We start from the raw sequence: 17,180 nt of genomic DNA on the forward strand, positions 1-17,180 counted from the left end.
GTGCTATTCGACTAAGAGAGAACCCTTCCGAGCGTTACCTCTTCATTTGATTCTTCGATATAACCCTTCAATTCCGAAAGGAACTGCCTAGCTTTACCAGAGTAATGTGACCATTCTCCATTTGAGCTAGGAACATTCCGCACAACTAAACTGCACCGTTAGCCATCCATGTAGCGCAAAAACCAGCGCTACATCACAGAAAATGAAAGATGATTAAGTTCTTTCATGGGAGATGAATAGCACGCCTCATAAAATAATTGTTAGTCTTAACCTCAATTATTATGCTTCTTTCGCTACAAGAGACTTTACCTTTGAACGTTTTACATTGATTCCCCGCTGCTTATTGTAAAACCATGTAACAAGTACAGAGGGGTTGCCATATTCTTTTTTCTTGCCATAGCAATTCTCAATATACGTATCACAAACTCCATGTAATTTCGTTATATTCAAATAGGCATTACGTGTTTGCAAAGGATCTTTTGTCCAGTTCATTTTTTCGTAGCCAATTTGAGAAGCAAGTTGTTTTTGTTGTAAAAAAAACCAGCTAAGCACCTATTTGCTTAGCTGGTTATTTTAAAATTATTCCTTAATTCTTCCCATGACAATCGTATTATAATAGTTACCATCTGAAAGGAGTTTATCATTTTTTAAGACGCCTTCAACTTCAAAGCCAAGCTTTTTATAGAGCAATATCGCTTTGTCATTTGTCTCTAAAACATTCAAGGCCATTTTTTTAATGTCATTACCGTCAGCCCATTCTACCGATGCTTTTAAGAAATTTTTGCCTATCCCATAGCGCCAAAATTCCTTTAATACACCTACACCGAAATCTACTTTATGAGCAAATCTTTTTAATGGAGACCCCTCACATCTAGAAAATCCGACGATGCGATTATCGACCACTGCTACTAAACACAAATTCCTTGGACTTTCTGTGTCAACTTTAATGATCTGCTCGAAACCTTTTGTATCGATAACAGCTTCCCCTTGTTCTCTATCAAAGTTTTCCGTTTCTCCATCAAGTTGTAATCTTATTGCAGATAATGCTTCGGCATCTTCTATTTTGGCGGATCTAATTGTGTAATGGAGTTCATTTACATAACATTCTTGGCTGTTTATTAGCATTGTTGAATCCCCTCTTTACTTCGTATTAAAAAAAGAACGTGGCTGAATTTTCACGAATCGATTGTTCCAAACGGACTCGTGGTGCTTTATAATTTGCTGCGCATTTAGTACGTGACTATCTAGTGTGGAATGTGCACCTTCAACTAAAACATTTTGATGGTATCCTCGGCTATAGGCATTTCGAATGGTCGTATCAAGACAAAATTCTGTTTGAGCACCAGCGAAAATAAGCTGCTCAATTTGTTGTTCCTGTAAGTATTGAGCCAACTCCGTTTGATAAAATGCATCCCACGTTGTTTTTTGTATGACTTGATCCTCCGGTTGTCGTAGAAGACCATGATATAAATCCCAGCCTGGCTTGCCAAACGCAAAATCATCATCTTCATTTGAATCCGTATGCTGGATAAAAATGATTGGGACTTCGCTATGTCGTGCCGAAGTTATTAACGTATTAATGTTTTCTACCACTTTTTCTGCTTCAACTAAGTAGTTTTGTTTTTCCAAAAAGAAAGCTTCCTGCATATCTATAATAATTAATGCCTGCTTCATCTCATTCTCCTTCAAGAATCTGACTTTAATTATCTTATTGTACAGAAATTCACATTCCATTTAAAGAAAATTTCGAGAAATGAGGAAGGTTCCCTTTTTAGCTGGGCGCTTTCAGCATGGCGTCTGATGAACCGCTTCGCTTTTCACCTTACCTGCTCCTTGATTAATCTCAAATAAAAATACTCCATTTTGAAAAAGTTCAATCAAAATGGAGTCTACTGTTGTGAATGTTTATAAAAAAAGTATAAAAATAAACCTATAAACGTTTGTTATAGATTTTTATGCTTCGCCCATAAACATAAGTAGTACGACTGACAATATAACGCCGATGAAATAAATGCCTAGATGATTTAATTCTTTCATCGGAGTGGAATAAATGTAGCACTTTTATTAGCTAACTAAGTTAAAACTATAAATATAAAAGTTGTAATCCTACCCCAACTTCTTCTAAAACAGCAACTGTTGAAAGAGCTATTTTCGACTGTAAATCTGTACAATGGCAAGCATGAAGCTTAGTTGGTTTAAGATCTTTTATATAACGAACTGTATGATCTAACTGCTCTTTAGTCGGATTTAATAGGTGAAATCCTCCGATAATATCAACTACTCTCTCTTCCTGACATACCTCTTTAGCATATTCAATAATGTTACATATCCCAGAATGTGCACATCCAGCGATAATAACTAGCCCTTCTGAAGATTTATAAACTATTGCTGTGTCATCCCTAACGAGGTCGTTAACGCTCCCTTGCTCTGTAACAACTTGCCCTATAGAATCTTTTCCTTCAAAATCGAATCTTCTTTTAATTTCCCCTAGAAATACTAGTCGATCTGTTAACCATAACGGTTCTATAGTTAATTGGACTGGAAAATGTCTACTTACCTTTTCATGAGATAAGATACTCCCTATCTCTCCTACAGGATCAACTAGTTTAGTGTTAAAAATCAATGGATGCCCAATAATCTTAGGCGTATTGGATAGTATTTCTTCATTTTTAGCTTCCATGTGTAGTCTAATTAAATGTGTCAGTCCCCATGTATGATCCAAATGCCCATGTGATAAGACAACATAATCGAGATTTCTTAAATCTATTCTCATTTTATCTGCATTCTTTATAAAGACATCAGAATATCCGGTATCAAAAAGGATACGTTTATCATCTTCTTCAATAAAAAAGGATAGCGCAGGTTCCCCTAAAAAATAGCGATCAATTAAAGTATTATTATCTACTAAAACGGTTAATTTCATATAATACCTCACTTTTTGGGCTCATCACCAAAAATTGCGAATGGCATCTAAATGACGCAAGGCCTTAGATAAGTTGATTGGCGTGGAGGCTTGGCAACTCCTTGGGGTCAGTGTCAGAGGAACCGAAATCAACCACACGTTACGGTGAATAACCTTTTTTGTTAATTATAACAAAAAAAGACAGTTGTTATATGATCAGTTTGTATCGCCCTTTTACAACAATGGGACGACTTATGCTGTGTATGCCATTCACCTAAATAAAGCCTTTCCCCATATATGGTGACTCCATAGAGCTACTGCAAAACATTAGTACTTTTTGTGTAATAAAATAATATGCGGTACAATTTGGTAAACAGATAAAATCTTTAAATTTGAAAGAAGTTCCTCTAACTGAAAATAAAGTGGATAAGAGTTTAAAGTTTTAGATCAATTTTTGATTCTGGAATATGTAATGTAGATTCAAATTTAACTATAATACTGTTCATATGACAAAACATATTCTTGTAAAGGCAAGAAAGGATGATGACAAATGCACAAAATTGCAGAAATACTATATCAGAATAGGCTATTCTACTCCATAGAGGAATTCGAAACATTCGAAGCTACACTTGCTCAAGTTGACCTGTCTAACCCTGTGTTGGTTTATGATCTTTGTCTCGTTTTTGATGATGAAACAGAGTCCCCTGAGGTTATGTATGGTTTGATTCATTGTATTGAAGCATTTGAATGGAAGGATGCACTAAAACAAGTCATGTTAGCTACTCCGCGAATGATGGAAAAAGCGGCAGAATGGGCAGATACGATGCATCGTAGAATTCTAAATCATGATCAATCTCGTATATGGTACAAAGAATATCTCCATACATTTGAACCAGATCAAAGACAACCTCTTATTCAATTACTTCAATCGATCAAACTAGACACGCCGGACCGGTTTAAAGATAAAATAGACGAGATCATAGGAACGTATGAATAAATTTGATACGTTCCAAGAAATGGTTTAAGTATGGAGTAGCACCACATGTCCATCAAGCTAACATTTTGAGACGCCCCAAAACGAAACTTTCATCTTTTCGTAGGTGTCTCTGAGAATTTAGTTCATTTTTCGTTTTGGGATAATTATGAATTCTTCAGCTGATAAGTATGTTAAGTGCTCTTTTTTATTTAGTGGGTTCCAGCATAGCAGTACATGAGAGCTAAGATAAAAATAAAAGTTATGACTGCTCCTAAAACATTTTGGTTATGAGTGCTTTTTCCATTCTTTAAGTTCTTCAAAAAAGTAGTAAAATTTAAAAACCATAAAACTCCTAATAAAGGTATGACAAGCCAAAGCAAAAATAACATAAATTATTCCTCTCCTTCCCATTTACTAAAACTGTTCGTTAGTGAAAAAGCGGCAACTCTATTGAACAATCAATTGAAGAACTATCCAATATTTTTTCTTACGCCCCAACCTAAATCAATGACATTTTAGTTGTCTTTATTATTGAATAAAGACGATACTCCCCCTGCAAAAGGCAATCACTGGCATAACTCTTCGTTTATCTTTAACAATGGCTTCAATCAGCTTGACGATAGATGCTGTTGGGGCATAATAAGCTCTACCATTGCTATTTTCATACTATTAATCTTAATTAAAACATTATTTCGCTACACTAAGCTATACCTAGCAATTTTAAAATAATGACAAACCACACTTAAATACATATAAAACCACAACATTCCAATCGAATAATCACAATAAAACCCCTCCATAGATAGTATGAAGGGGTAAACTACATTTTATTTCATTAATTCCTCAACAAATTCAACTGGTACATATGTTTTCGTTGGTTCTAATAAAGCTGGCGCTACTTTAAAGTGACGAATTGCTTTATTATAGCCGTATTCTTTTTGACCACGTGTAATTGTGTAAGATACTGCACCTTTAGAGATCATTGCGCCTTTTCCTGTTGATTCTACTTTATAGCCCAATTCTTCGGCAATTAAACGTAGTGGTACCATTTTTGTACCTTCAACTTCATAAAAGTCATTGTTAATGATTTCTTGTATAGCAGATTCAGATGGATCCACCTCACCCGACTCTTCTGCAATCGTATCTAAAACGACTACTTTTGAAGGCGGTGTTTGTGCTGGGATGCTCATAGTTGCGATTGTATAGAACACTAGTAAATGTTGTTCTGCTAGATCCTCAGCCTTTACTTCTTTGCCAGATAGGCTAAGTAATTCTGTTTCTTCACCAACATTTAGTTTTAACGTGTTATCCGTATTCACTAATTCTTTATTAAAGAAGTCTACTTCAACAGTTCCCATTTCTTTTGTTTCTACAATGATTACTTCTGGGTTATATTGTGGTGGATAAATCGTAAGCATTGGTTTATTTGCATATGTATATGCTGTAACTTTATCACCTTTTTGTAGTTCTACTTCTTTACCCGAATTATCGAATACAAGTGTATCATCATTTACAACTAAAACATTTGTATCTTCGCCCTCTTTAACAGTGTAGTACGTTGCCTTATCACGTTGTTCAACATTGTCAACTGTTCCAGCTACTTTAATAAAAACCGGCTCAACCTGAGGATTTTGCTCCTTATTTTCAGTAGTGTTCGTTACACCTGCATTTCCTTCGTTTGCTGATGCGGATGGAGCTACTACAGCACCCCCAATTAGTAATGCTGTCATAGCAAATGGTACAACTTTCTTCATTTTCATAATAAAGTCTCTCCCTCATTTTACAAATTCATAGTAGTAGTCGGTTATAAATGAAAAAGGTTACAACATTACCAACATTTTTTATAATGACTCTAAAAAGCCGTGATTCTTTTTATGATGAAGAATCACGGCTTTTTTACTTTTGCTGTTGGACGGGTGTTTTGTTCGGTTCGTGGGGATTCACCTCGCTTTCGCGGATATTCTACTCCTTCGCGCAGGTATTGGCCTTGCTTCCGCGGATATTTACCTTGCTTTCGCGGATATCCCCCTCCTTCGCGCGGATATTTACCTTGCTTTCGCGGATATTCCACTCCTTTGCGCGGGTATTTACCTTGCTTCCGCGGATATCCCCCTCCTTCGCGCGGGTATTTGCCTTGATTCCGCGGATATTCCACTTCTTTGCGCGGGTATTTACCTCGCTTCCGCGGATATTTACCTTGCTTTCGCGGATATCCCCCTCCTTCGCGCGGGTATTGGCCTTGCTTCCGCGGGTATTGGCCTTGCTTTCGCGGATATCCCCCTCCTTCGCGCGGGTATTTACCTTGCTTCCGCGGATATCCCCCTCCTTCGCGCGGGTATTTGCCTTGCTTCCGCGGATATTCCACTTCTTTGCGCGGGTATTTACCTCGATCCGCGGGTATTCTCTTGCTCCGCGCCGATATTCGCTTCTCTCGTGCGGAATTCACTTTTCCCGTGCGTATCGCTCCGATTAAAAGCATCTTTATTAAAATATAGATTGAAGCCGATTTAAAACACGTTGTAAAAAATATTGATGCTCACTTTGCTTTGTTCGGATATCCAAGGCGACATCTGGAAGATCAGTAATGACTCCGTTGACATTTTTCTCGATAAATTCTTGTAATGAATGATCTTTATTCAATGTCCATACAAACAAATCCATCTTTTGTTGCTTCAGCTCTGCGATTAGCTGATCTGTTATCCAAGATTCCTCAAGTGAAATAAAATCTACAGTTTCTACCATAGGTCCGATATTTAATGCATACACAATACCCACACGTAAGTTGGGTGCCAATTTTTTTAGTTGTGCCATCATTTGTAGATCTGATGACTGTACATAGTGTGTATCGAGTACCTTATAAACTTTTAGCTTTTCTACTAACTTTGGCAATACGTCTTCCGTTTCTTTACCATGCACTTTCAATTCAATCAGCAAGGCAACGTCTAGAGCCTTTGCTACTTCAATAAAATCATCTAAAGATGAAATTTTATCGTTAAAGCCATTAGCATGGATTGTCAGCGTCTTTAATTCACCAAGTGTCATATTGGCTATGGCACCATTTTTACCTGTCAATCTTCTTAATGTTCGATCGTGGAAGACAACGAATTCTCCATCTGCTGTTTGCTGAATATCGATCTCGATTAGGTCTGCCCCAGCACTCGCGGCACTTACAAGACCACTAATCGTATTTTCCACATTACCTGACGTATAGCCCCGATGAGCAATAATTTTTGTATCTGGTGCATAGACACTTTTCTCAAGCGAAATCGTGTTCATGACACTTAGTACGATGAAAACAATCAAAATAATGAAAGATAATGGCTTATAGCGCCTTTTTTTAAACTTCGGTGTAAACCTTAACTTACTTAAAATAGGTGTATTATAAGTAATAGCTACCATTACTTGTGAAAATGTTGCTTGCAGTAAACTAAATAGCACTACGAAAACCATTTCTAAAAAAGCGAGCGTCATCCCTGCTGTAACAAGTGCTGCACTCGGCATAAAACGCTCCAACAAATATAATGGCAACGTGCTTATCACTGTAATTCCTAGCATTACGAGTATATGACCCGCTAAAAGCATGGTTAATAATATTAAGAGTAAGACTAAACCATTTCTTGAAAAACGCCAACTTTGTATCAAGGATCGAAGTATTGATATATTTGGTTGGATTGTAAAAATCGGCAAGGTCAAAAGACTACGAATACCTACTATTATTAAGACAATCACAACAGCAGCGTAGAGTAGCCTGCCAGAGCGACTGTTCATTATTTCATCTGTTAAAAAATGTGGAAGTGAGATTGTTTGAGATATTGTTTGAGGTAGGATCCATGAAGCGAATGGTAGTAAAAGGGCTATATAGACAACTAAAAAAAGAACTTGCACACTAAAAAAAGAAAGGACCTTACGATTGAGCTGCTGCCATATGTGTAAAAATCGATAACGATTACCCTTTTGTTGGTGAAAGGCCATTAAAAAAAGAAAGCCCATTTCATAATAAATACATAACAAAATGACCATGATCAAAAGAATAATCATTGAGATAACAAAAGGATGCGCCATAAAGCTTTGAATATTTTGCTCAGTAATATGTGTATAACCTGTTACTTGTAGCATTACCTTAAATACGATAGTTGTCACCGGCATTATTAATAAAAACTGAAATAACCTAATCAGAGCGAAAATCTGTATATAGTCAATGCGATACTTATAAATATTGTAGATACCTTGTCGCATTACTTGTCCGGCTTTATGCATTCATTCACCCCAGTCCATAGCTATCGTACTTCAACTTCAGCATGTTTACGCTTTTTATATGATATGATAATCTGCTTATTTCAAATTACCTTTATCTATAGAAATACAATTTGTCCCATATAATATGCGAAGATGATGAATAAGATTTATGTATTTATGGTGGCTCCAAACATTTTCTTGAAACTTTTTTGCATGTAACTCAGTAGATAATATAATTGATACTATTTGAAGGGGGGAGAAACAATTATGAGACAAACAATCTATAACTTCGGAGATATCATTAGTACAACCGTACTTCTTGTTATTTTCCTCTCCATATTTTTCGTGATGATTAATATGATTAAAAAAATGAAGTCTACAGCTCCCCTGCCTCCTCAGCAAACACTTCAGCAAAAAGTTGAAGATTTAACATTACAAGTTAAAAGACTAGAGCAGCAAGTGAAAGATTTATCAGAAAGAAGATAATGGGAAAAGCCTTTAAAGTCTATCCCTTTCTTTTTGGTCTAACATCACAAAAAAATCGCTGTAAAGTTTATTCTTTACAGCGATTTTTATAAACGATACGGCCATCAACAACCGTATATGTGACTTTAACTTGTGGAATGTTTTCGATATCTATCGTAAAAAGATCTTCTTCTAGTACTGTAAAGTCTGCTGTATAGCCCTTTTCAATCTTACCTCGAACTTGATCTTGAGCTATTATTTGTGCAGCTCCTACAGTATAAAGCTGAACTGCCTCAAAGCGTGAAATTTTCTCCTGTGGGTTGTAGCCATCATGTGTCTCTCCAAAATTTCTTCTTGTCACTGCAGCATACATGCCGTACAAGGGATTAGGCACTTCAATCGGAGCATCACTGCCGCCTGCAACAACTAGCCCACGATCAAGCAGCGATTTTAACGGGTGCAAGCCTTGTGCTCGTTCCTCCCCTAGTCTAGCTAGTTCTGCTGCATATTCTCCCTGTACAAACTGCGGTTGCATATCCACTGCAACCGGTAATGAAGCAAGTTTTTCTAAGAGATCTTCATCAACCAAACTACAATGAATAACACGATCTACTTGACCCTCTCGAGGCGGATAGGCGGCAAATACTTCTAAAATCGTTTCAATGGCTAAGTCCCCAATGGCATGCACTGCTACTGTTTGTCCATGCTGACGAGCAAGTTGAACATATTCCTGTAATTGTTCTGTTGAATGAACAAGCATACCGCAATTGTCTAGCTCATCACAGTACGGTTGACGTAATGCAGCAGTACGTCCTCCAAAGGCACCATCGATAAAGATCTTCATTGCACCAAATTCCAAATATGGAGAAGATGTTTCTTGCATCTCAGCAATTTCTTCAAATACTGTATGATGTTGCAATAAATGAACTTTAAACGATTGCTGCGCCTCAACGATCTTTCGAAAAGCATTTATTGGTTGAATCGGTGGCCCATAATAGCTTAAATCTTCAGAATGACCACCAACTAAGCCGTATGATTGCAGTGATACTACTGCCTTCTCGAGCGCATCCTCAATATATTCAGGCGTAATATGGGGCATATGGTTAACAATCATATACAAGGCAGCATCCTTTAATACACCTGTTAGCTGTCCATTCACCTTATCGATCACGCCCCCCTCTGGTGAAGGGGTATCATTTGTAATGCCTGCAAATGCTAATGCCTTAGAATTTGCTAAGATTAAATGGTGACAACTCCGCTTAATAATGAGATGCGCTTCACCCAGAACGTCAAGCTCCGCCAATGTTGGGAACATAGGAACTTCAAATTGTGTCTCATTAAGCCCTATTGCGATGACCCATTGATCAGCATGAACGTCTGTCATCCGTTCACGAATAATTGCCAGTAGCTCGTCCTTACTTCTAACGTTCGATACATCAATATGCTTTAATTTTTCCCCGTAGCCAATAATATGTAAATGACTATCAACAAAGCCTGGGTACATCACATTCCCTTGCAAATCTTGAATAGAAGTAGCATGTGGCGACAAGCTATCTACTGAGCCTGTCGCCACAATTTTTCCATCTTCTACAAGGACTGCTTCAACTGTTTCGCCAACTTGCGCCATCGTATAAATTGTTCCACCTGTCCATAACGTTGCCAAAACAATTCTCCTCCTATGAAATCGCTTCTAATCAATTATGCCTCGGCATAATTGCGTCCTGAATCGGCTTTGTGCTAGCACAAAGAACTCCTTTCCGATTCCGTGACATCCGCCGGAGGCTTTAATTTCTTTCAGCGGGTGTTTGGAACCCCGCTGAAAGAAATTAGATGTGCACTTTCTAAACGTCGACGAACAGTTACGCCAACCCATGCTGCTAGAACAGCTTTCAGAATACCGACAACGATAAATGGTGCTACACCGCCCATAAATGCTGCAGTCCAACTTAAGTCTGCTGCAACTTTTAACCAAGCCGTTCCAAATGCTAATGTCACAACCATCCCAATCAGGTTCGCAATAATAGCGTGGAAGATTGTAATGCCAAATTTATCTAAGTATAAGCCCATAATAACTGCCGTAACGAGAAAACCTACAATATAGCCACCTGTTGGACCAACCAAAATTGCAAATCCTCCCGACATACCACTAAATACTGGAAGACCTACTGCGCCAAGTAAAATATATATCAGTACTGAAAATGTACCAAGTCTTGTCCCTAAAATTGTTACGATTAAGCCTACTGCTAATGTTTGTCCTGTAATCGGTACAGGTGAAAATGGTAATGGAATACTTACTTGTGCTAACACGGCGATAATCGCTGCACCAAATGCCGCCAACACATAATTATATGTACTGCTCTTTTTCAAACTAAATTGCCTCCCTTTGTGCGTTAACTCTAAATGTAAATAAGTTAACACAACGATAAAGCAAATGAAAACTGTTGTCAATCTATTTCGAAAAATTGCTATAAAAAAAGAAATTACTATAGTGAACTAGCAATTTCTTTTCATAATATCCATTACCAAAGTGGTGTATTCATAGGATCGTCCTCTTTTAATACCATAACGTGTGGTTGATTTCCGTTCCGACTGGGCGCTTTGCCGCTGACGCTTCGCTTTCGCGCAGAGCAGAGCTTCCTGGGGGCGTCCGATGAGCCGCTTCACTCGCGTGGCTCGCTCCAGGGTCTCGGGCCTACACGATGTAGGTCACGAAGGCGTTATCACAGGACGTGATGCTCTTAGCCTTCGTTCCTCTAGCGCTGATCCCCAAGGAGTCGCCCAGCCTCCACTCCAATCAACTTATATACATGGCATACGTTTTAACAATTGTCATCCACAACTATTGGTGATGTGCCAGATAACCCCCTTATTTGTTTGGTTGATATGCTTATTGAATATACGATTCGTTAACAATCTCCAATTCGTGTTCGTGTTCGTGTTCGTGTTTTAATAATAATTAGTCCTTTTTAGATTGAAAGTTATTCGGAAAAAGACCCATATCCCAAAAACGAAGAATGGATGTCTCAGTCTCCAACGTGAGCGAGCAAACGTCAGAAATTTATACCAGAATGTTTTCAATTTTAGAAAAATATGTGTTGTCACATTTTGGGTAATATGATAATCTACAGAAGTATTTTTCCATTATTAAGGAGGTTAATTATGAAGAATCTTGGTATCTTGTTTTTAATTTTGGGGTTAGGAGCATTCATACTACCGCTATTCGGTCTGCAATTCAAATTATTTACTGTTTTTGGCAAAATTTTTGGCGGAGGCGAAACCTATGCCGAAATTGCTCTTGCATGTATCGGCGCCGTTCTAATAGGCGTTCATTTATTTAAAGCAAAGAAGGACAAGTCGTCCGTAGCGTAAGAACACTTGGTTTGGGAGGAAGCTATTTTTGAAATCATTAATTGCAAAACTATTAAAATCAGTAACTATTATGACTTTTATGATGATGGTGTGTGCGGTTCCCGCATTTGCCGAAGAGGAGCTAAATTGGATAGAAGGTGGACAGAAAGTCGACGTGGGAACCAATTTAGCAGAACTGCAGTTAGGCAGCGAATTTCTTTTTCTTGATGAAGAAAATACGAAAAAGTACATTACGCAGAACGGAATGGAAGCGAGCGGGTTAGAAATCGGTGTGGTTTTCCCAAAGGATGAAGCACAGAGTTGGACCGTTTATTTCGAATATGAAGAATCTGGACATATAAAAGACGACGAGAAAGCGGAAATCGATGCTGACGCCTTGCTGAAAAGCTACAAAGAAGGCACAGAAGAAATGAATAAAGAGGTAAGTCCTGAAAATCAGCTATTCGTTGACAAATGGGATGTTGCTCCATTCTACGACAACGACTTACACAGTTTGTCGTGGTCTTTATTGGCACATGATTATCAGAACAACGATGTTATTAACTACAACGTGCGGATTCTAACGCGCGAAGGCAATATCTCGGCAATACTTGTCTCAGATCCGGCGAATTTGGAAGCGGACCGTAAAGTGTTTAACGACATGATCCTGTCGCAGTTTCAACTAAAGCAGGGCCAGCGGTATGAGGATTTTGACAGCAAAACCGATAAGGAAGCTGAATTCGGCTTGACTGGATTAATTCTTGGAGGCGCGGGTCTAGCAGTTGCCAAAAAAGCGGGATTGTTTGCTGTGCTCATCCCTCTTTTGAAGAAGTTTGGGATCGTGTTTGTGATAGCAGGTGGCGCGATTTTTGGCTTTATTCGCAGAAGAATCGGATCGAAGAAAGAGCAGTCGGAGGAACAACCGACACAACCGGAACAGCTAGCAGAGTCAGAGCAACCGGACCAGGACCAGGAGAGTGACCGCAGCAAGGTTAATTCGTAAGAGTAATAACCGCTAAACGTTTCGCGGATGTGGTTATTGAATTGTTCGAAAAATAAGAATAATCAAACCCCTCCTAATCGCTCGATAGCCGAGTGATTGGGAGGGGCTTTTTCATATCGTTTATTCATTTAAAGAAGCGCCTTATAAAATAAGCTACTTAAAACTAATGATTAATTAGGATTACTTAGACCAAAATACGTATATTAGTAATAGAGTTACTAGTACGATACCTTGAATATAACCCATAATCATCCATATTTTCTTCTTATTATCTTTCTTACTTATATTATTTTCACTCACCATACTCGTTCTCCTTTACATTCTATTATTAACTCCATCTAAAAAAGCGTATTGATAACATAATAAAGACAATCGCCATAAGCATTAAAATTAACACGTCTATCCATATTGGATTTACAGATTGACCTGTCCATGTAAATGTTAGAAGATCATTAACATAATGTAATGGTAATGCTTTTGCAATTATTTTTAGAGGAATTGGTAGAATTTGATATGGTATAACTCCTCCAGATAAAAATGTTTGTAGATTTAAAGCTAATACACTAATTCCTGCTGCCCCCTGCATAGTAGCACTAATACCTGTTACTAATATTCCAAATGAAAATAATGCCGCCATACTTAATGCCAAAGCTACAATTGTAGCTAACAAATACATAGGTGCCTGAACATTATAAATGAAATAACCACTAACATAAGAAATAATTATACTAAAAAGGGAAATAATTACACCTAAAATACAAAAAGATAGTATCATTCGAATAGAAAGTAACGGTGTTGTTTGATAAGTCCTTAATAATTGAGATTCTTTATAATTTACAATTCGGGTGCCTAAAGTAAATAAAGCCGTACTTAAAAGTGAAAGAGCAATCATATTCGGGATTAATAAAGTTTTGTAATTAACGTCGTCTACTTCGCTACTACCAAACAAAAATCCTAAGAAATATATCATCACAAAAGGAAAAATAAATGTCCAAATCATTGATTGTAAATCTCTAAAAAATAATTTCAATTCTGTCAGCGTCAACTTTTGAATAGCAACCATTACATCTCCCCCTCTTTTTGAGGTAGTCGAACAAATAAATCATCTAACGAACCCGTATTAAATCTAAAATCTTCCACAATCCAACCTTGCTTATTAACTAGTTCGAATAGTTTATGTGCCGTCAATTCTAGATTATCGGTGAAAATTTGATATAAATTATTTTTTAATTCTATCCTTAGTACACTTGCTATCTTTTGAATCAATGCTATATCTAATTGTTCACAAGCAATCCAGATTGATTTCTCCTTGTTTAAGCTTTGAATAAGTTTTTTGGGTGTATTTAAACCAACTAATGTTCCGTGATGAATCAATGCTATTCGATCACAGAGGTATTCAGCCTCTTCCATATAGTGTGTAGTTAACACAATTGTTGTTCCAGCATCTCTTAGTGAGACGATCAATTCCCATAGTTCTCTTCTAGATTTTGGATCTAATCCTGTACTTGGTTCATCTAAAAATACTATTTGTGGCGAATGTAATGTAGCTAATGTTAATAGTAATTTTTGTTTCCAACCTCCAGATAAATTTTTGAAATAAGTATTTCGAAATTTTTCTAGTTTTAACTTTTCGAGTGCTGTTGCAGTATCAATTTGCTTAGTATAAAATGATGCAAACAATTCCACAGCTTCTCCCACTTTAATTTTTGGTTGTAAATTTGTGTGTTGAAACATTACACCAATGTTTTCTTGCATTTTTTTTGCATCTTTCCAAGGATCATATCCTAATACTGATACTTTGCCCGATGAACATTCTTGCAGACCTTCAATAATTTCAATAGTAGTTGTCTTACCAGCCCCATTCGGTCCAATTATGCCAAAAATCTCTCCTTTCTGAATAGAAAATGATAGATCCCGAATCGCTTCAAAAGATCCAAAAGATTTCTGTAATTTTTCTATTTGTATAATTGCCTCCATCACTATTCCCCTTTCAAGTGTCTTAAATATTACCAAAGTGGTTTTTGAGGCTCCTTCATCGGATCTTTTTCCTGGAAAGCAAATAAAAACGGAGCTAAAGTCCAATAGAAAGAAATGGTACTAATTAAATAAAAACCTATTCCTACCCATACATTTTGGAAAGTTACATTTGTTAATAAAATTAGGTGAAGTATAGGTATCTGGAGAATCCCATTTAATCGCATTGATTTATTTGTACGATATTGTTTTTGACCACAATGTTTACATTCAATTGGTTTTGCATTATTTGTCCATAACAGCTTGTGGGATTGTTTATAGGACCACGATTCTCCGCATTGAATACAAACTGGTAAACCATATTTCTTCTTTTTCAAATAACGTCTTATTAAAAATGCTATAATTTGAAAAACACTGCATATCAAAATTCCCTTCACAAGGTCATATTCTAGCAATCCCAAAATGCTCCATGTATCCGCTTCTTGCTGTAAGCTAGCAGCCTGATGACTTCCACTATGTTGGTCTTTATTCTGTGATAATAAATAACTAAAACCAATCACAAAAATCGTAAACGTTGCTAGCACCACACGATATTGCCACGGGCTACTCGTTTTTCGTCCATTTTTACTCCGAGCTTTTTCGGCAATCACTTGTTTTCGCGCTTCTGTGAGTTTTACATCTTGAAGTTCTTTAAGTACCTCTTCTTTAAATTGATTCATGGCGTAACACCTCCCAATCATAGTCACCGATGGCTACTGCAAGCTGCTTTCTAGCACGTTGTAATCTAGTGCGTACCGTTGCTTCTGGACAACTTACGAGTTGTGCGATTTCCACGGTTGTCATATCCTCAAAATAATAGAGAATCAGTACTTCTCTATATGCCACAGATAATGTAAACAAAGCTTCCACTAGCTCTCGTTTTGTGGACTTAGCAAGAAATACTTTTTCAGGCGTGACTGCTGTCGTACGTCCTGTAATTTTCTCAAATAGTGTCAGTCGTTTACTTTTCCAGCTTCGTAAATAATCATGACTTCGATTGACCGTCATTTTTACTAAATATGTACGTAATGATGATTCTTGCCGAAATTGTTCCTGTTTTTGATAAAAGGCGATAAACACATCCTGCACAATGTCCTCAGCTGTTGCTTCATTTTTCACATATAAATAAGCAACCTTTAGTAAATAGTCACCGTGCTCAGCAATAATTTTTTCGATATTCATGGTTGTCCTCACCTTCTTTCTACACTACTGACGGACGCCAATTCATTTCCGATTCACTTTTTTCAAAAAATTTTTTTAAAGAAAAGAATCTGCAAAATCCCAACGATGATTCGCTGAAATAAAGCAGATTCTTAGCTATGTTTTTTAATCAATTTTATGATTCTTGTGTGTCTTCGTTTCTTTTATATTCCAAAATATCTCCTGGCTGACATTCTAATGCCTCACAAATTGCCTCTAAAGTTGAAAAACGAATCGCTTTTGCCTTTCCATTTTTCAATATAGAAAGGTTAGCCATCGTAATTCCAACCCTCTCCGAAAGCTCTGTTACGCTCATTTTTCTTTTAGCTAGCATCACATCAATATTAATTATCATTGGCATGTTATTCACCTCAGACCGTTAAATCATTTTCTGATTTTATATCGATGGCATTTTTCAACAGCTTTTGAAGAACAGCCGCAAAGACTGCAATTACAAAGGAAGCAAAAATAATGACCATTCCGATAACAATAATACCCGGAGCGTCGTCTAGATCCGCCATGAGATAAAATACAGGCATGCCTATCACATACATGCCACTAATAATGATTGCACAATATTTTATATTTTTTAAAGCTCTAACAGACAAATCCGAAAAAGCTTCATTCTTGTCAATATAGCTTAAAAGTCTTAAAGCCATATATAATGCAACGAAAAACATGATCGCTGTCACATATACACCAATTAAAGTGGGATATTGCAAATAAGCTAACTTTGGATAATGTTCTGCTGCTTCATTAGCGAACCAAGGCAACCAAAATATACACAAAGCAAGAACCGGAATTCCAATAAGAAAAACAGCCATCTTTAAAAAGAGTGTTTCCCGTTTCATAAAAAGCACCTCACTATTTATTGTCAATTAGAATTTAACATATTATTTATCGTTTAACAATAATTTTTTATTTATTTCAGCGACATTATTATCGTTTGCGTAAATTTCATCCAGTGTGTCGATTAACCATTTTTATCTACTTTTATTAACTAGAGGCACATCACCATAACTTGGGGTTGATTTCCG

19 protein-coding genes are annotated in these 17,180 nt (G+C 37.0%); 4 read left to right on the top strand and 15 right to left on the bottom strand.

Annotated features, from left to right (window positions below; translation table 11 throughout):
• Positions 1–279: 279 nt before the first annotated feature.
• From ACVWXS_RS19995 to ACVWXS_RS20010, 4 genes are all read right to left on the bottom strand, one after another.
• Positions 280–552 carry a hypothetical protein gene (locus tag ACVWXS_RS19995; protein ID WP_456959878.1) on the bottom strand — a complete coding sequence of 91 codons (273 nt, stop codon included), beginning with the start codon at positions 550–552 and terminating at the stop codon, positions 280–282.
• A 27-nt stretch (positions 553–579) separates the two neighbouring features.
• Entirely contained in the window at positions 580–1,125 is a 546-nt protein-coding gene (locus tag ACVWXS_RS20000; RefSeq protein ID WP_456959879.1) for an N-acetyltransferase family protein, read from the bottom strand.
• Between the two features lie 15 nt (positions 1,126–1,140).
• The gene (locus ACVWXS_RS20005) at positions 1,141–1,674 is read right to left on the bottom strand and encodes a cysteine hydrolase family protein (protein ID WP_456959880.1); all 534 of its coding nucleotides are present in this window, start codon (positions 1,672–1,674) and stop codon (positions 1,141–1,143) included.
• A gap of 409 nt (positions 1,675–2,083) precedes the next feature.
• Positions 2,084–2,923, bottom strand: a complete 840-nt coding sequence (locus ACVWXS_RS20010) for an MBL fold metallo-hydrolase (protein WP_456959881.1) — start codon at positions 2,921–2,923, stop codon at positions 2,084–2,086.
• 529 nt (positions 2,924–3,452) lie between these two features.
• Between ACVWXS_RS20010 and ACVWXS_RS20015 the strand changes: the two genes are divergently transcribed.
• A complete protein-coding gene (locus ACVWXS_RS20015; RefSeq protein WP_456959882.1) occupies positions 3,453–3,899 on the top strand; it encodes an Imm30 family immunity protein in 447 nt (148 codons plus the stop codon).
• A gap of 806 nt (positions 3,900–4,705) precedes the next feature.
• Here ACVWXS_RS20015 and ACVWXS_RS20020 read toward each other — a convergent pair.
• A complete protein-coding gene (locus ACVWXS_RS20020; protein WP_456959883.1) occupies positions 4,706–5,638 on the bottom strand; it encodes a stalk domain-containing protein in 933 nt (310 codons plus the stop codon).
• Positions 5,639–6,362: 724 nt separating this feature from the next.
• Positions 6,363–8,135: a glycerophosphoryl diester phosphodiesterase membrane domain-containing protein gene (locus ACVWXS_RS20025; RefSeq protein ID WP_456959884.1), complete on the bottom strand. Its 1,773-nt coding sequence runs from the start codon at positions 8,133–8,135 to the stop codon at positions 6,363–6,365.
• 246 nt (positions 8,136–8,381) lie between these two features.
• On the opposite strand from ACVWXS_RS20025, the gene ACVWXS_RS20030 reads away from it, so the two are divergent.
• Positions 8,382–8,600: a FeoB-associated Cys-rich membrane protein gene (locus ACVWXS_RS20030; RefSeq protein ID WP_402985968.1), complete on the top strand. Its 219-nt coding sequence runs from the start codon at positions 8,382–8,384 to the stop codon at positions 8,598–8,600.
• A gap of 67 nt (positions 8,601–8,667) precedes the next feature.
• Here the strand turns inward: ACVWXS_RS20030 and ACVWXS_RS20035 are convergent, their stop codons facing one another.
• The 3 genes from ACVWXS_RS20035 to ACVWXS_RS20045 form a co-directional block, all read right to left on the bottom strand.
• Entirely contained in the window at positions 8,668–10,242 is a 1,575-nt protein-coding gene (locus ACVWXS_RS20035; protein WP_456959885.1) for an amidohydrolase, read from the bottom strand.
• A 131-nt stretch (positions 10,243–10,373) separates the two neighbouring features.
• Positions 10,374–10,946, bottom strand: coding sequence for a biotin transporter BioY (locus ACVWXS_RS20040; protein ID WP_456959886.1), 573 nt, complete (start codon positions 10,944–10,946; stop codon positions 10,374–10,376).
• 126 nt (positions 10,947–11,072) lie between these two features.
• Positions 11,073–11,243, bottom strand: coding sequence for a hypothetical protein (locus tag ACVWXS_RS20045; protein ID WP_456959887.1), 171 nt, complete (start codon positions 11,241–11,243; stop codon positions 11,073–11,075).
• Positions 11,244–11,738: 495 nt separating this feature from the next.
• Here ACVWXS_RS20045 and ACVWXS_RS20050 point away from each other — a divergent pair, with 495 nt between their 5' ends.
• A complete protein-coding gene (locus tag ACVWXS_RS20050) occupies positions 11,739–11,948 on the top strand; it encodes a hypothetical protein (protein WP_456959888.1) in 210 nt (69 codons plus the stop codon).
• A gap of 28 nt (positions 11,949–11,976) precedes the next feature.
• The gene (locus tag ACVWXS_RS20055; RefSeq protein ID WP_456959889.1) at positions 11,977–12,930 is read left to right on the top strand and encodes a DUF2167 domain-containing protein; all 954 of its coding nucleotides are present in this window, start codon (positions 11,977–11,979) and stop codon (positions 12,928–12,930) included.
• Positions 12,931–13,258: 328 nt separating this feature from the next.
• Here the strand turns inward: ACVWXS_RS20055 and ACVWXS_RS20060 are convergent, their stop codons facing one another.
• From ACVWXS_RS20060 to ACVWXS_RS20085, 6 genes are all read right to left on the bottom strand, one after another.
• The gene (locus ACVWXS_RS20060) at positions 13,259–13,993 is read right to left on the bottom strand and encodes an ABC transporter permease (RefSeq protein ID WP_456959890.1); all 735 of its coding nucleotides are present in this window, start codon (positions 13,991–13,993) and stop codon (positions 13,259–13,261) included.
• Positions 13,993–14,907, bottom strand: coding sequence for an ABC transporter ATP-binding protein (locus ACVWXS_RS20065; RefSeq protein WP_456959891.1), 915 nt, complete (start codon positions 14,905–14,907; stop codon positions 13,993–13,995). Before ACVWXS_RS20065 ends, ACVWXS_RS20060 begins: the two co-directional genes overlap by 1 nt.
• 29 nt (positions 14,908–14,936) lie before the next feature.
• A complete protein-coding gene (locus ACVWXS_RS20070) occupies positions 14,937–15,623 on the bottom strand; it encodes a TIGR04104 family putative zinc finger protein (protein WP_456959892.1) in 687 nt (228 codons plus the stop codon).
• A complete protein-coding gene (locus ACVWXS_RS20075; RefSeq protein ID WP_374967165.1) occupies positions 15,610–16,125 on the bottom strand; it encodes a sigma-70 family RNA polymerase sigma factor in 516 nt (171 codons plus the stop codon). The genes ACVWXS_RS20070 and ACVWXS_RS20075 overlap by 14 nt, the downstream gene beginning before the upstream one ends.
• A gap of 154 nt (positions 16,126–16,279) precedes the next feature.
• Complete coding sequence (locus tag ACVWXS_RS20080) at positions 16,280–16,504, bottom strand: helix-turn-helix domain-containing protein (protein ID WP_068985595.1); 225 nt, start codon at positions 16,502–16,504, stop codon at positions 16,280–16,282.
• Positions 16,505–16,514: 10 nt separating this feature from the next.
• Positions 16,515–16,994: a DUF2975 domain-containing protein gene (locus tag ACVWXS_RS20085; RefSeq protein WP_368636448.1), complete on the bottom strand. Its 480-nt coding sequence runs from the start codon at positions 16,992–16,994 to the stop codon at positions 16,515–16,517.
• Positions 16,995–17,180 lie beyond the last annotated feature (186 nt).

Source organism: Lysinibacillus sp. TE18511 (assembly GCF_054062295.1).